At 72.2% G+C, this 14,656-nt stretch carries 12 protein-coding genes; 10 read left to right on the top strand and 2 right to left on the bottom strand.

Translation table 11 applies throughout. The features are described from left to right. The first annotated feature begins 6 nt into the window (after positions 1 to 6). The 3 genes from AAW14_RS19745 to AAW14_RS19755 all read left to right on the top strand — a co-directional run bounded on the left by AAW14_RS19745 (position 7) and on the right by AAW14_RS19755 (position 3,831). On the top strand, positions 7 to 1,971 hold the full coding sequence (locus tag AAW14_RS19745; protein WP_265565209.1) for a S9 family peptidase: 1,965 nt from the start codon (positions 7 to 9) through the stop codon (positions 1,969 to 1,971). Beyond that, positions 1,968 to 2,891, top strand: a complete 924-nt coding sequence (locus AAW14_RS19750) for a S66 peptidase family protein (protein ID WP_265565210.1) — start codon at positions 1,968 to 1,970, stop codon at positions 2,889 to 2,891. The genes AAW14_RS19745 and AAW14_RS19750 overlap by 4 nt, the downstream gene beginning before the upstream one ends. 394 nt (positions 2,892 to 3,285) lie before the next feature. Next, positions 3,286 to 3,831 carry a GNAT family N-acetyltransferase gene (locus AAW14_RS19755; RefSeq protein ID WP_265565211.1) on the top strand — a complete coding sequence of 182 codons (546 nt, stop codon included), beginning with the start codon at positions 3,286 to 3,288 and terminating at the stop codon, positions 3,829 to 3,831. A 44-nt stretch (positions 3,832 to 3,875) separates the two neighbouring features. On the opposite strand, the gene AAW14_RS19760 is transcribed toward AAW14_RS19755, so the two are convergent. Next, positions 3,876 to 5,627, bottom strand: a complete 1,752-nt coding sequence (locus AAW14_RS19760; RefSeq protein WP_416223339.1) for a purine-cytosine permease family protein — start codon at positions 5,625 to 5,627, stop codon at positions 3,876 to 3,878. Positions 5,628 to 5,793: 166 nt separating this feature from the next. On the opposite strand from AAW14_RS19760, the gene AAW14_RS19765 reads away from it, so the two are divergent. Next, complete coding sequence (locus AAW14_RS19765; protein WP_265565213.1) at positions 5,794 to 7,764, top strand: DUF5107 domain-containing protein; 1,971 nt, start codon at positions 5,794 to 5,796, stop codon at positions 7,762 to 7,764. A 26-nt stretch (positions 7,765 to 7,790) separates the two neighbouring features. Here AAW14_RS19765 and AAW14_RS19770 read toward each other — a convergent pair whose 3' ends face one another. Further along, entirely contained in the window at positions 7,791 to 8,144 is a 354-nt protein-coding gene (locus AAW14_RS19770; protein WP_265565214.1) for a VOC family protein, read from the bottom strand. Between the two features lie 104 nt (positions 8,145 to 8,248). Between AAW14_RS19770 and AAW14_RS19775 the strand changes: the two genes are divergently transcribed. From AAW14_RS19775 to gvpO, 6 genes are all read left to right on the top strand, one after another. Then, positions 8,249 to 8,752: a phage holin family protein gene (locus AAW14_RS19775; protein ID WP_265565215.1), complete on the top strand. Its 504-nt coding sequence runs from the start codon at positions 8,249 to 8,251 to the stop codon at positions 8,750 to 8,752. A 15-nt stretch (positions 8,753 to 8,767) separates the two neighbouring features. Continuing rightward, positions 8,768 to 9,790 (top strand): SDR family oxidoreductase, encoded by a 1,023-nt coding sequence (locus tag AAW14_RS19780; protein WP_265565216.1) that lies wholly within the window; start codon positions 8,768 to 8,770, stop codon positions 9,788 to 9,790. A 236-nt stretch (positions 9,791 to 10,026) separates the two neighbouring features. Next, on the top strand, positions 10,027 to 11,364 hold the full coding sequence (locus tag AAW14_RS19785; protein WP_265565217.1) for an NAD(P)/FAD-dependent oxidoreductase: 1,338 nt from the start codon (positions 10,027 to 10,029) through the stop codon (positions 11,362 to 11,364). Further along, positions 11,361 to 13,208, top strand: a complete 1,848-nt coding sequence (locus AAW14_RS19790) for a transketolase (protein WP_265565218.1) — start codon at positions 11,361 to 11,363, stop codon at positions 13,206 to 13,208. The genes AAW14_RS19785 and AAW14_RS19790 overlap by 4 nt, the downstream gene beginning before the upstream one ends. Before the next feature lie 14 nt (positions 13,209 to 13,222). Further along, a complete protein-coding gene (ligD, locus tag AAW14_RS19795) occupies positions 13,223 to 14,134 on the top strand; it encodes a non-homologous end-joining DNA ligase (RefSeq protein WP_265565274.1) in 912 nt (303 codons plus the stop codon). A gap of 158 nt (positions 14,135 to 14,292) precedes the next feature. Further along, positions 14,293 to 14,637 carry a gas vesicle protein GvpO gene (gvpO, locus tag AAW14_RS19800; RefSeq protein WP_265565219.1) on the top strand — a complete coding sequence of 115 codons (345 nt, stop codon included), beginning with the start codon at positions 14,293 to 14,295 and terminating at the stop codon, positions 14,635 to 14,637. Positions 14,638 to 14,656 lie beyond the last annotated feature (19 nt).

Here is a 14,656-nt window from a genome sequence, read left to right on the forward strand (position 1 = left end):
GGCGGGATGGTGCGGACCCTGGAGTACGGAGCGTGGCCCTCACCCCTCGACGCGGCACTCGCCGCCGCGCACGACGGGCAGCCGGAATCGGTGGGCTTCGTCGGCGACGAGGCGTGGTGGACCGAGCCGCGCCCCGCCGAGGGAGGCCGCCGGGCGCTCGTCCGGCGCACGGCCGACGGTACGCGGGAGCCGGTGCTGCCCCCTCCCTGGAACGTGCGCAGCCGTGTCATGGAGTACGGCGGCCGGCCCTGGGCCGCGGTGATGCGCCCCGAGGGGCCGCTGGTGGTGTTCGTGCACTTCGCGGACCAGCGGCTGTACGCGTACGAGCCCGTGGACCCGGGCGCCGGGCCGTGTCCGCTCACCCCTCTGTCACCGGTGGGCGGCGGACTGCGCTGGGTCGATCCGCAGCTGCATCCGGAGCGCGGCGAAGTGTGGTGTGTTCTGGAGGAGTTCACCGGCGACGGTCCTACGGACGTCCGCCGGGTGGCCGTCGCCGTACCGCTGGACGGTTCGGCCGCACGGGACCGGAGCGCGGTGCGCGAACTCGCCGACGAGCGGCACCGGTTCGTCACCGGGCCCCGCCTCTCGCCCGACGGACGGCACGCGCTCTGGCTCGCCTGGGATCATCCGCTCATGCCGTGGGACGGCACCGAGCTGATCGTCGCCGAGGTGACCGGTGCCGGAACGCTCCGGGAGCCGCGCACGGTCGCGGGCGGCCCCGACGAGTCGATCGCCCAGGCCGAGTGGGCGTTCGACGGCTCCCTGCTGTACTCCAGCGACCGTACGGGATGGTGGAACCTCTACCGCGACGGCGTGCCCCTGTGCCCCCGCGAGGAGGAGTTCGGCGGACCGCTTTGGAAGGTCGGGCTGCGCTGGTTCGCCCCCCTCGAGAACGGTCTGATCGCCGTTGTGCACGGCAGGGGCGCAAGCCGGCTCGGCGTCCTCGAACCGGACAGCGGCGACGTGGTCGACTCGGCCGGCCCCTGGACCGAGTTCGCCGCCACGCTCGCCGTGCACGGCACCCGCATCATCGCCGTCGGCGCCGGCCCGCGCAGCATGTACGAGGTCGTCGAACTGGACTCCCGGACCGGCCGCGCCCGGGTGATCGGCGCCGCCCACGACGACCCGGTGGACCCCGCGTACTACCCGGAACCGCGCATCCGCACCTTCACCGGCCCGGGCGGACGCGAGATCCACGCCCACATCTACCCGCCGCACCACCCGGTCCACGTCGGGCCCCACCACGAGCTGCCCCCGTACGTGGTGTGGGCGCACGGCGGCCCCACGGACCGCTGCCCGCTCGTCCTCGACCTGGAGATCGCGTACTTCACCTCGCGCGGCATCGGCGTCGCCGCCGTCGACTACGGCGGCTCCACGGGGTACGGACGGGAGTACCGCAACCGGCTGCGCGAGCAGTGGGGCGTCGTCGACGTCGAGGACTGCGCGGCCGTCGCGCTCGCCCTCGCCGACGAGGGCACCGCGGACCGTGACCGGCTCGCCGTGCGCGGAGGCAGCGCGGGCGGCTGGACGACGGCCGTCTCCCTGACGGCGACCGACGTGTACGCCTGCGGCACGATCCTCTACCCGGTCCTGGACCCGGCGAGCTGGGGCGCGGGGGAGACCCACGACTTCGAGTCCCGGTACACGGACACCCTGGTCGGGCCGTACGCCGAGGTGCCCGGCCGGTACGCCGAGCGGTCGCCCCTGGAGCACGCCGACCGGATCACCGTGCCCTTCCTCCTGTTGCAGGGGCTCGACGACGCCGTCTGTCCGCCCGCGCAGTGCGAGCGGTTCCTGGCCCGGCTGGCGGGGCGGCGGATCGCGCACGCCTACATCGCCTTCGAGGGGGAGGGGCACGGCTTCAGGCGGGCTGAGACCATGGTGCGCGTCCTGGAGGCCGAGCTGTCCCTGTACGCGCAGGTCTTCGGGCTGAACCCGCCCGGCACACCCACCCTGGAGCTCACCAAGTGACACCCCTCGTACGGCCGCCCAGACTCGCCCCCGGTGCCCGGGTGGCCGTTGTCGCGACCAGCGGGCCCGTGCCCGAGGAGCGGCTCGCGGCCGGGCTCGACATCCTGCGTGCCTGGGACCTGGAGCCCGTCGTGGCCCCGCACGTCCTCGACCGCCACCCCGACTTCCCCTACCTCGCGGGCGGTGACGCCGGCCGGGCCGCCGACTTCCAGGCCGCGTGGTGCGACCCGGAGGTGTCCGCCGTGCTGTGCGCCCGGGGCGGATACGGGGCGCAACGCATGGTGGACCTGCTCGACTGGGACGCGCTGCGGGCCGCCGGACCCAAGGTGCTGGTCGGCTTCAGCGACATCACCGCGCTGCACGAGGCGTTCGCGGTCCGGCTGGGCCTGGCCACGCTGCACGGGCCGATGGTGGCGGCCGTCGACTTCCTCAAGAACACGCGGACGCAGGAGCATCTGCGGGCGACGCTGTTCGAACCGGAGTCGGTTCGGACCATCACGTCAGGCGGAGCCGCGCTCGTGCCCGGCCGCGCCCGCGGTGTCACCCTGGGCGGCTGCCTGAGCCTGCTCACCTCGGAACTCGGCACGCCCCACGCCAGGCCCGGGGCCCGGGGAGGGCTGCTGCTGATCGAGGACGTGGGCGAGGAGGCGTACCGGATCGACCGGATCCTCACCCAGCTCCTGCGCTCCGGATGGCTCGACGGGGTCACCGGGATCGCGCTCGGCTCATGGGAGGGATGCGGCCCGTACGAGCTGCTGCGCGAGGTTCTCGTCGACCGGCTCGGCGGCCTCGGGGTGCCGGTGGTGGAGGAGTTCGGATTCGGGCACGGCGAGGGTGCGTTGACGATTCCGTTCGGGGTGCCGGCGGAACTGGACGCGCAGGCGGGGACGTTGACGCTTCAGGTGCCGGCGCTGGTGTAGCCGCCCGGAGCCTGGACACGTGGCCGACGTGGCCCTCGCTCCGTCCACGGTCCTCCACCACCTCGAGGCCCACGGCCACTGTCTCCCCCCGTGCGCGCCTGTGCCCGGTCCGACCGCCCCGGCCTTGCGCGCAAGAACCCGACGACGTGTGCGCCCCCACCACGCGCCCCCGGCAGCCACGCTGAGCCCGTCACCCGTCCGGCCCTCACCGGCCGGGCGGCGCGGCCGTTCGCCGTTCATCCTGGTCCTATGAGCCCGAAGACCTCCCGGAGGACCGGGACGAGTGGCGGGACGAGCCAGGGACGGCGGCCGTGGCTGACGTCCCGGAGGGCCGCCGTGCGGGCCTCTCGTCGTCAGTGGGCGCGGCTGACCCCCGCTCGCGTACGCTGACGCCGTGCCGGAGACCAGTGGATATCTCGCCGAGGGGCCCCGCGTGGGCATACGTCACTTCACGCGGGAGGACGGCGCGGAGTTCACCGCCCGGGCACGGGAGAGCAGGGACCTGCACCAACCCTGGCTGTCCCCGCCGCTCACCGCCGAGGCGTACGCCGCCTACGCCGGCCGGCTCATCGAGGACCCGACGAAGGCGGGCTTCCTGGTGTGCGAGAAGGACGGCGGAGGCATCGTCGGCTTCATCAACATCAACAACATCGTCGAGGGCGGCTTTCTGTGCGGCGCCCTCGGGTACGGCGCCTTCGCGCACGCCGCCGGGCGCGGTCTGATGGCGCAGGGCCTCGACCTCGTGGTGCGGTACGCGTTCGGGCCCATGGGACTGCACCGGCTGGAGATCAATGTGCAGCCCGGCAACGCCGCCTCCATCGCTCTCGCCCGGCGCTGCGGCTTCCGGCTGGAGGGCTTCTCACCGGACATGATCTACGTCGACGGGGCCTGGCGGGACCACGAGCGCTGGGCCATCACCGCCGAGATGGTCCGGAAGTGAACCGCCTAGGCGCCGACGTGGTCCCGCACCTCTCCGGCCCGGCCTCAGCCCGCGGATCGCACGGTCGGCATGGCGACGCCGACCGGGCCGGCACCCGCGCCGCTTTTGCAGGAGTCATGGCAGTCCTTCTCCAGACTGCAGCACAGTGAGCAGATCGCCCCGGAGTGGAACGGGCAGCCCGCCATGTCGGGCCGCTCGAAGGTGTCCGCGCACACCGAGCAGGTGAGCGTCGCCGCCGACGGCAGCCCCTGCGCGTCGAGCAGCGGCTCCTCGAGGCCGTCGCGGCGGGCGATGTAGTACCTGCCCCGGGTCACCACCGCGAACAGCGGGGAGAGCACCATCGCCAGCAACAGTGCGATGAAGGGTGAGTACGCCTTGCCCAGGGCCCCGAACACGTCGAAGTACGCGGCGATGGAGACCGCCGAGGCGATCAGCATCGAGCCGAAGCCGACCGGGTTGAAGTGGTACAGGTGGGCCCGTTTGAACTCGATGTACGACGGGCTGAGCTTCAGGGGCTTGTTGATCACCAGGTCGGCCACGACCGCCCCGATCCACGCGATGGCGACGTTCGAGTAGAACCCCAGCACCGTGTTGAGGAAACCGAACACGCCGCCTTCCATCAGCGCGAGCGCGATGCCCACGTTGAGGAAGATGTAGACCACGCGCCCGGGGTGCCGGTGGGTGAGCCGGGAGAAGAAGTTCGACCAGGACAGCGAGCCCGAGTACGCGTTCGTTGAGTTGATCTTGATCTGGGAAAGGATCACGAAGAACGTCGCCAGGCCGAGGGCGACCGGCGCCGCAAAGGTCCGGAAACCGTGCACGTACTGCTGGATGGGCTCGTTCGCCTTGGCCAGGCCCACGCTGCCGGCGATGTAGAAGGCCAGGAACGCCCCGCCGATCTGCTTCGCCGCGCCGAGCACCACCCACCCCGGGCCGGCGGAGAGCACCGCGCCCCACCACTTCCTCGCGTTCTCCGGCGTCTTGTCGGGCATGAAACGGAGGTAGTCGACCTGCTCGCCGATCTGCGCGATCAGCGACAGCGCCACGCCCGCGCCCGCGCCGACGCCCAGGAGGCCGATGCCGGAACCGGTCGGGGAGTCACCGGCGAAGTGGGTGAACTCAGAGAACTTCCCCGGCTGCTGGATCGCGATGGACACGAACGGCGCGACCATGAGGACCAGCCAGATCGGCTGCGTCCACACCTGCATCTTCGACAGCGCGGTCATGCCGTAGACCACCAGCGGCAGAATGATCAGCGAGCAGACGAGGTAACCCACGGCCAGCGGGATGTGCAGGCCCAATTCCAGGGCCTGCGCCATGATCGAGCCTTCCAGGGCGAAGAAGATGAAGGTGAAGCTGGCGTAGATGACCGACGTCAGGGTCGAGCCCAGATAGCCGAAGCCGGCGCCCCTCGTCAGCAGGTCCATGTCGATGGAGTACTTCGCCGAGTAGTAAGAGACCGGGATGCCGGTGAGGAAGATGACCACCGCAGCGGCCAGGATCGCCACCATGGCGCTGGAGAAGCCGTGGGAGATGGCGATCGAGCCGCCGATGGCGAAGTCCGCGAGATATGCGATACCGCCGAGGGCCGTGGTGGCGACCACGTACGGGGTCCAGCGGCGGAAGGACTTCGGGGCGTACCGCAGCGAGTAGTCCTCCAGGGTGTCGTTCTGCGTCCAGCCGTTGTAGGTGCGGCCCGTCTCGCCGTCCTGCGCGGCGTTCGTGTCCGCCGCCGCCGGCGGGGACGTGGGTGCCTGGTTGTCGACCGTCTCCGTCACGACTCTTCCTCCTGGCATGCGGAAGTCACCTCCCGGACGACCCGGGAGGACTTCCACGGAAGAGTCCCGCCGCGATATTTCCCGGCCGTTTCGGAGCCTTTACGAAGCTCAGGGGATCGTTCGGCCTTTGCGGAATCCTGACCGGCCGGGCCCCTGGTCAGTTGATCGGCGGCCGGGGTTCCATGTGGTGGTGACGACGATCCGACGTGACGCAGTGACGTTGCCCGCCGCGGAGTTGGGAGCGGACAATCCGCTGCCCCCGTTGCGGCCGCTGGACGAGGTGCACCGCATCGAGGACCGGGACAGGGAGGAACTGCCGCCCGACATGGCCCGGCAGATCGGCTACGCGCCCCTGCACAGCCTGCTGCCCGTGCGCGTCCGGGACGGCTACGGCAGAACGCGGGAACCGCGGCGCATCGACACCCTCGTGATCGAGAACAACCGGGTGCGCGTCACCGTGCTCCCCGGCCTCGGCGGGCGGATCGCGTCCCTCTTCCACAAGCCGACCGGGCGTGAACTCCTCTACCGCAACCTGGTGTTCCAGCCCGCCTGTTTCGCGCTCAACGGCGCCTGGTTCTCCGGCGGCATCGAATGGAACATCGGCGCCACCGGCCACACCACCCTCTCCTGCTCACCCGTGCACGCGGCCACCGTCACCGCGCCCGACGGCGGCCGGATGCTGCGCCTGTGGGAGTGGGAGCGCCTGCGCGACCTGCCCTTCCAGGTCGACCTGTGGCTGCCCGAGGACTCCGACTTCCTCTACGTGGGTGTCCGCGTCCGCAACCCGCACGAGGGGCCCGCGCCGGTGTACTGGTGGTCCAACATCGCCGTACCGGAGGAGTGCAGGGTCCTGGCCCCGGCCGAAGAGGCCTGGCACTTCGGCTACGAACGCCGACTGCACCGGGTGCCCGTGCCGTCGTACGACGGTGTCGACCGCACCTACCCCCTGAACAGCACCCACCCCGCCGACTACTTCTACGAGGTGCCCGACGGAAGGCGTCGCTGGATCGCCGCGCTAGGTGAGGACGGCCACGGGCTGGTGCAGACGTCGACCGACGCGCTGCGCGGGCGCAAGCTGTTCGTATGGGGCACCGGCACCGGCGGGCGCCGCTGGCAGGAGTGGCTCACCGAACCGGGGACCGGCGGCTACTGCGAGATACAGGCCGGACTCGCCCGCACCCAGCTGGAACACATGCGGCTGGACGCCGGGAGCGAGGTGTCCTGGCTGGAGGCGTACGGTCCGCTGAGCGCCGGGCGGGAAGGGGAGTGGGCGGCCGTCGTGCGCCGAACAGAGGCCCGGCTCGAAGCGGTCCTGCCGCGTGCCGAGGTCGCGTCCGCGTACGAGGCGTGGAAACCGTACGCCGACGCCGAACCCGGCGAGCCGCTCGCCGTGGGCTCCGGCTGGGGCGCGCTCGAAGTGCTGCGCACCGGCACAAAATTGCCCGGCACGCCCTTCGAGGAGTCGACGCTCGGAGACGCTCAGGCGCCCTGGCGGGAACTGCTGCAGTCCGGGTCGTTCCCCGAGCCGAGGCGGGTCGGGCCGCCGGGTGAGACGCTGGTGGCGCGGCACTGGAGGGACATGCTGGAAACCGCGCCCGCCCGGCCCCTGACGGAGTATCACCTCGGCGTTGCCCAGTGGCACTCGGGCGACAGGGCTCAAGCAGTGCGCAGTTGGGAGCGCGCCCTGCCCCTTGCGCCGTCGCTGTGGCCGCTGCTGCGCTGTCTCGCCGTCGCCGACCAGGAGGCGGCTCATCACGAACGAGCCGCCCACCGGTATGCCGAGGCCTTCGACGACCTGTGCCAGGAGCGGCGCGACGACGGGGAGAGCTGGACGGCCGCCACGGCGGCGCTCGGCCGCGAGGCGATCGAGGCTCTGCTTTCGGTGGGCCGCGCCGCGGACGCGCGCGCCGTGTGGCGGCGGCTGCACCCCGCGACCCGTGAACGTGGCCGCTTCCGGCTGATGGAGGCCCGGCTGCTGCTCGCCGAGGGCGACCGCGCGGGTGCCCGGGCCGTGTTCGACAGCGGGCTCGAGGTGGCGGACCTGCGGGAGGGCGAGGAGACGATCGGCGAGCTGTGGGCCCGGATCACCGACGAGCCCCTCCCGGCGTGCCACGACTTCCGGATGCGGCCCGAGGACGCCGGCCGGGCCGGGTGAGCCGCCGGTCGGCGGCCTGGGACCGCCTACGCCGCCGGCCCGCGGTCCACGTACTCGTACACCGCCCCGTCCGGATGTGCCGCGATCAGGTTCCGGCCCACCGGCGTCGCCACCGGCCCCGCGATGATGCGGGCGCCGAGGTCGGTCAGCACCCGGTGGGCCTCGTCCACGTCCTTGACGGCGATCGTCGCCGCCACCTTCCGCAGGACCTCGAGCTGGGACTCGGGCCCGCTCATCAGCAGGAAGCAGCCGACCGCCGCCACCTGGACACCGCCGCGCTCGAACCGGAGAGCTCTGCCGCCCGCGAGGCGTTCGTAGAAGGGGACCGAGGTCTCCAGATCGTCGACGCAGATACGCAGCGAGGCTCCCAGAATCTCCATGCGCACGAGCCTAGTTGGGGCCGGGGTGGGGAGGAGATCGTTTCGCATCGATCCCCCGCGCACACACGGCGTTACGGGCGCCCGGGCCCGGGTACCCGGCGGGCATGAACCGCTTGGATCATCTGGAACATCTGGACAAGGACCTGGTAGACGAACTGGCGCAGGTGGCCCGTGAGGCCGTCCGCGACGAACTGCGCGAGCAGACGCGCAAGCAGCGCCGCACGGCCGCGCTGTACGCCGCGTCCGGCGCCGTGGGCCTGTACGCGGGCGCCGCGCTGGCGCTCGCCCTCGGCCTGGCGCTGGCGCTCGTCCTGCCCGGCTGGGCCGGCGCGCTGATCACGGCGGCGGTGCTGGGCGTGGCCGCGTATCTGCTGCGCGGCGCCGCCCGTTCCGGGGGCGGCCACGAAGCCGCTCCGCACGGCGCCGGAGGCCGGGTCATCGGGGGCAGGGCGCCCGCCACGCCGCCGACCGGCCTCGGAATGCCGTACCCGCCCGTGCCCCCCCACGCGCCCGGGGCTCCGGGGACGAGTGCTCCGACGCCGGGTGTCCCCGACGCGGCGGCGCCCGGAGCCGGGGAGCCCGGAGCGTCGCACCACCGGGGCCGGTGAGCGATGGCAAGGGCCATGTCGGCAGCTCTGCCGAGGCGGCGCAGGACGGTCGTGGTGACCGGGGCAAGCGGAGGCGTGGGGCGGGCCACCGCCCTGGCCTTCGGCGCCCGTGGCGACCGGGTCGCCCTGCTCGCGCGGGGTCGTGAGGGCCTGGCCGCGGCCGCGGACGAAGTACGGCGAGCCGGGGGCGAGGCGCTGGTCGTGCCTGTGGACGTCGCCGACGCCAGAGCGGTCGACGACGCGGCGCAGCAGGTCGCCGACGCGTTCGGACGGATCGACGTCTGGGTCAACAACGCGTTCGCCGGGGTCTTCGCGCCGTTCATGGAGATCCAGCCGGACGAGTTCCGCCGGGTCACCGAAGTGACGTATCTGGGCTATGTGTTCGGCACCCGGGCAGCGCTGCGGCACATGCTGCCCGCGAACCACGGGACGATTGTGCAGGTCGGCTCCGCACTGGCGTATCGGGGTATTCCCCTGCAGTCGGCCTACTGCGGTGCCAAGCACGCCATCCAGGGCTTCAACGAGTCGCTGCGGTGCGAGTTGCTGCACGAGGGGTCCCGGGTGCGTACGACGATGGTGCAGCTGCCTGCCCTCAACACACCGCAGTTCGACTGGGTGTCGAGCCGGATGCCGGGTCGGGCACGGCCGGTGGCGCCCGTCTACCAGCCGGAGGTGGCCGCGCGTGCGATCGTGCACGCGGCCGGGCACGGGCGGCGCCGGGAGTACTGGGTGGGGGGCTCGACGGCGGCCACGCTGATCGCCAACGCGGTGGTTCCGGGGCTGCTGGACCGCTACCTCGCCCGCACGGGGTACGACGCTCAGCGGGAGCAGGGCGAGCAGAGCGGGATCGGGAACCTCTGGTCTCCCGCGGACGGCCCGCACGGTCACGACTACGGCGCACACGGCCGTTTCGACGGGGAATCCCTGCCGGGGAGCGCCGAGGACTGGCTGTCGCGGAACCGGAGCAGGATCGGCATGGGCCTGCTGGCGGGCGGCCTGGGCGCCGCGGTGACGGCCGGTCTGCGCCGCCGCGCCTGATCGCCGCGGGTGTCGCACGGAGTCGAGCCGGCCGTGTCATGCAGGAACCCCCGGAACCTCCAGGGCAGGGACAACCACGTCGGTTTTCGGCCGGGCAACCGCCGCGGAAAGGGCGAAACGCCGGGGCAGTGGCGTTTGGGCGCTCCGACCAGGGGGACGCGGAAGGTCTCCAACGGGTGGGCATCCGTGCGCCCGCCAGGCAGACGACGTACGCCCGAGCACGCCGGAGGCGAATCGTGAGTCGACCCCGCATTCTGATCGTCGGTGCCGGATTCGCCGGCTACCGAACCGCCCGCACCCTCTCCCGGCTGACCCGGCACCGGGCCGACATCACCCTGCTGAACCCGACCGACTACTTCTTGTATCTGCCCCTGCTGCCCCAGGTCGCCACGGGCATCCTGGAGCCGCGCCGGGTCGCCGTCTCCCTCCCCGGGACCCTGCGCCACGTGCGCCTGGTGCTCGGCGAGGCCGACGGCATCGACCTCGACGCGCGCACCGTGCACTACACCGACCCGGAGGGCCATGGCGGCACACTCTCCTACGACAGGCTCGTACTCGCCGTCGGCAGCGTCAACAAGCTGCTGCCCATCCCCGGCGTCTCCGAGCACGCGCACGGTTTCCGGGGACTGCCCGAAGCGCTGTACCTGCGCGACCACGTGACCCGCCAGATCGAGCTGGCCGCCGCGGCGGAGGACGCCAAGGGCTGCTCCGCCCGCTGCACCTTCGTGGTGGTCGGCGCCGGCTACACCGGGACCGAAGTCGCCGCGCAGGGCCAGCGGTTCACGGACGACCTGGTGCGCGAACACCCCCTGTGGAAGGGCGTACGGCCGCGCTGGCTGCTGTTGGACATCGCGCCGCGCGTGATGCCGGAGATGGGCGAGCGGCTCTCCCGCACCGCCGACCGCGTACTGCGGCGGCGCGGCGTCGACGTGCGGATGGGGACCTCCGTGAAGGAGGCGACACACGACGGAGTCCTGCTGACCGACGGGGAGTTCGTCGACACGCGCACCCTCGTGTGGTGCGTCGGCGTCCGGCCCGACCCGCTGGTCGAGGACCTCGGCCGGCCCCTGGAACGCGGGCGGCTGCTCGTCGACCCCTACCTCCAGGTACCGGGACACCCCGAGGTCTTCGCCTGCGGGGACGCGGCCGCCGTACCCGACCTGGACAAGCCGGGCCAGTACACCCCGATGACCGCTCAGCACGCCTGGCGGCACGGCAAGGTCTGCGCCCGCAACGTCGCCGCCTCCCTCGGCGTCGGCTCCCGGCGCGCCTACCGCCATCACGACCTGGGATTCGTCGTGGACCTGGGCGGCGCGCAGGCCGCCGCCAACCCGCTCGGCATCCCGTTGTCCGGCCCGCTCGCCGGAGCCGTCGCCCGCGGGTACCACCTCGCCGCGATGCCCGGCAACCGCGTCCGGGTCGCCGCGGACTGGCTCCTGGACGCCGTACTGCCCCGCCAGGCAGTCCAGTTGGGACTCGTCCGCTCCTGGAACGTGCCGCTGGACACGGCCTCGCCCGAACTGGCCCGCGTATCCGGAGCCCCTCGCACGTCCGGTACGGAGGAGAACACATGAACACGCGTCAACTGCATGAACTGGCACAGCAACTGCGCGTCGACAGCGTCCGCGCCGCCGCCGCAGCCGGATCCGGACACCCCACGTCCTCGATGTCCGCGGCGGACCTGATGGCAGTCCTGCTGGCCCATCACTTCCGCTACGACTTCGAACGCCCCGCCCACCCCGCCAACGACCGGTTCATCCTCTCCAAGGGGCACGCCTCACCCCTGCTCTACTCCGCCTACAAGGCCGCGGGCGCGATCAACGACACCGAGCTGCTCACCTTCCGCAAGCTGGGCAGCCGTCTCGAGGGGCACCCCACACCGCGCCGGCTGCCCTGGGTCGAGACGGCCACCGGCTCGCTGGGCCAGGGGCTGCCCATCGGCGTCGGCGTCGCCTTGGCCGGCAAGCGGCTCGACCACACCGGCTACCGCGTATGGGTGCTGTGCGGCGACAGCGAGCTGGCCGAGGGCTCCGTGTGGGAGGCCGCCGAGCACGCCGGCACCGAGCACCTCGACAACCTGATCGCGATCGTCGACGTCAACCGGCTCGGCCAGCGCGGCCCCACCCGCCACGGCCATGACCTCGACGCCTACGCACGCCGCTTCAAGGCCTTCGACTGGCACACCATCGAGGTCGACGGGCACGACGTGGAGGCCATCGACCGCGCCTGTGCCGAGGCCGAGTCCACCACCGGCCAGCCCACCGTGATCCTGGCCCGCACCCTCAAGGGCAAGGGCGTCCCCGGCGTCCAGGACCGCGAGGGCCTGCACGGCAAGCCCCTGCCGGACACCGAGGAGGCGATCGCGGAACTCGGCGGCGTACGGGACCTGCGCGTGGAGGTTCAGGCACCGCCCCCCGCCCGTACGCTGCACGCCGTGCACGGCGGCCATCTGGAGCTGCCGCGATACGACATCGGTGACCAGGTCCCCACCCGCGACGCCTTCGGCCATGCGCTGGCCGCGCTCGGCAACGCCCGCGGCGACGTGGTCACGGTCGACGGCGAGGTGGGCGACTCCACGCGCGCCGAGATCTTCGCCAAGGAACACCCCGAGCGCTACTTCGAGTGCTACATCGCCGAACAGCTGATGGTCGCCACCGCCGTCGGCATGTCGATACGCGGCTGGGTCCCGTACGCGGCGACGTTCGCCGCGTTCCTCACCCGCGCCCACGATTTCATCCGCATGGCCTCGATCAGCGGCGCCGACATCAACCTCGTCGGCTCGCACGCGGGCTGCGCCATCGGCGAGGACGGGCCCTCGCAGATGGGTCTCGAGGACCTCGCCATGTTCCGGGCGGTGTACGAGTCGACGGTCCTGTACCCGTGCGACGCCAACCAGACCGCCAAGCTCGTCGCCGCGATGGCGGGCCTCGAGGGCATCCGCTATCTGCGCACCACGCGCGGCAAGACGCCGGTCATCTACGGCCCCACCGAGGAGTTCCCCGTCGGGGGCAGCAAGGTGCTGCGCGCCTCCTCGGCGGACCGGCTCACCCTGGTCGCCGCAGGGATCACCGTCCACGAGGCGCTGAAAGCCGCCGACGCCCTCGCCGAGCAGGGCACACGGGTCCGGGTCATCGACCTGTACTCGGTCAAGCCGGTCGACCGCGCCACCCTGCGCGAGGCCGCCGAGCGCACCGGCTGCATCGTCACCGTCGAGGACCACCGCGAGGAGGGCGGCCTCGGCGACGCGGTCCTGGACGCCTTCGTGGACGGGCGTCCCGTACCCCGCCTGGTGCGCCTGGCCGTCCGTACGATGCCGGGCTCGGCGACGCCCGCCGAGCAACTGCACGCCGCCGGTATCGACGCCGAGTCGATCGCCGCGGCGGCCCGGCTGCTGGTGGAGCACGCTGTCGCACCGTGACCGAAGGGAGCGACATGGGCAGCACGCTGAGCTGGCGCGTCGGGCGCCGCACGGTGGAGATCCACCGGCCGGACAAGGTGCTGTTCCCGGGTGACGGCGACGGCAAGGAGTACACGAAGGCCGACCTCGTCGCGTACTACCGTGCCGTCGCGCGCTTCATGCTGCCCCATCTGCGCGGTCGGCCCCTGATGCTGGAGCGGCACCCGGACGGCATCGAGGGGCCCCGTTTCATGCAGAAGAACACCCCCGATCACTACCCCGACTGGATCCACCGCATCGAGGTGCCCAAGGAGGGCGGCACCGTCTGCCACACCGTCTGTGACGACACGGCCACCCTCCTCTACCTCGCCGACCAGGCCTGCGTCACCCTGCACCGATGGCTCTCCAGGGTCGGCCGGCCGGAACAGCCGGACCGGATCGTCTTCGACCTCGACCCGGCGGGCGACGACTTCGGCCACGTGCGTGAAGCTGCACGGCTGTTGGGGAAACTGCTCGACGAACTCGAGCTGCCGTCCGGTCTGATGACCACGGGTTCACGAGGGCTGCACGTCGTCGTGCCGATCAGCGGTCACCACGACTTCGACACGGTGCGGGAGTTCGCCAGGGACGTCGCCGACACCCTCGCCGACGCCCACCCCGACCGCCTCACCACGGCCGCCCGCAAGAAGGACCGCGGCGACCGGCTCTATCTCGATGTGCAGCGCAACGCGTACGCGCAGACCGCGGTCGCCCCGTTCACCGTCCGGGCCCTGCCCGGCGCCCCGGTCGCCATGCCCCTGACCTGGGAGCAGCTGGACGACCCGGACGTGGACGCCCGCCGCTGGTCCATCGCCGACGCGGTGGCCCAGGCCCGCACCCGCCCCTGGGCCGGACTGAGGGCTCGCGCGCTGGGCCCGGCGCGCAGGCGTCTCGGCGCGCTGCGCTGACGACACGGTGGAGTTGGTCCGTCGCTCCGGGTGAGCGGCATGGTGCGTCGCGGAGCCGAAGCGCAGGTGGACGCCGCCCCGAGCCGTATCCGCGTGTGCGAAAACGGGCCTCGCAGGTTTGTGCGGGGGACGCTGGGCACTCGGGCTACGAGGTCACCATGGCAAACACACCACGTGCATCGCATGCAGAGGATTCGCCCAAGAAGACGGAGGACGGTGCGGCAAAGGGCCAGCCGAGCCTGACGGAGGTGCTGCGCCAGGCGCGCGGCCAGTTCGCGGAGCTCACCGGCATGAGCCCGGAGTCCGTGACGTCGTTCGAACGGACCGAGGACGGCTGGGAGCTGGAGATCGAGGTCCTGGAGCTCGAGCGCGTCCCCGACACCATGAGCCTGCTCGCGAGCTACGAAGTGCAGCTCACCCCCGAGGGCGAGCTCGCCGGATACCGGCGCGTTCGACGCTACGAACGCGGGAGGTCCGACGCACATCGGCCCGGCGGTCGGTAGAAGACCGCAGCCCCGCACT

This window comes from Streptomyces hygroscopicus, assembly GCF_026168105.1.
GTDB classification, from domain to species: Bacteria; Actinomycetota; Actinomycetes; order Streptomycetales; family Streptomycetaceae; genus Streptomyces; species Streptomyces hygroscopicus_D.

Bases quoted from the DNA above. Each gene is read 5' to 3' on its own strand.
- AAW14_RS19745 (WP_265565209.1), top strand. From the start codon at position 7: ATGGTGCGGACCCTGGAGTACGGAGCGTGGCCCTCACCCCTCGACGCG.
- AAW14_RS19760 (WP_416223339.1), bottom strand. From the start codon at position 5,627: ATGCCAGGAGGAAGAGTCGTGACGGAGACGGTCGACAACCAGGCACCC.
- AAW14_RS19770 (WP_265565214.1), bottom strand. From the start codon at position 8,144: ATGGAGATTCTGGGAGCCTCGCTGCGTATCTGCGTCGACGATCTGGAG.
- AAW14_RS19775 (WP_265565215.1), top strand. From the start codon at position 8,249: ATGAACCGCTTGGATCATCTGGAACATCTGGACAAGGACCTGGTAGAC.
- AAW14_RS19780 (WP_265565216.1), top strand. From the start codon at position 8,768: ATGTCGGCAGCTCTGCCGAGGCGGCGCAGGACGGTCGTGGTGACCGGG.
- AAW14_RS19790 (WP_265565218.1), top strand. From the start codon at position 11,361: ATGAACACGCGTCAACTGCATGAACTGGCACAGCAACTGCGCGTCGAC.
- ligD (WP_265565274.1), top strand. From the start codon at position 13,223: ATGGGCAGCACGCTGAGCTGGCGCGTCGGGCGCCGCACGGTGGAGATC.
- gvpO (WP_265565219.1), top strand. From the start codon at position 14,293: ATGGCAAACACACCACGTGCATCGCATGCAGAGGATTCGCCCAAGAAG.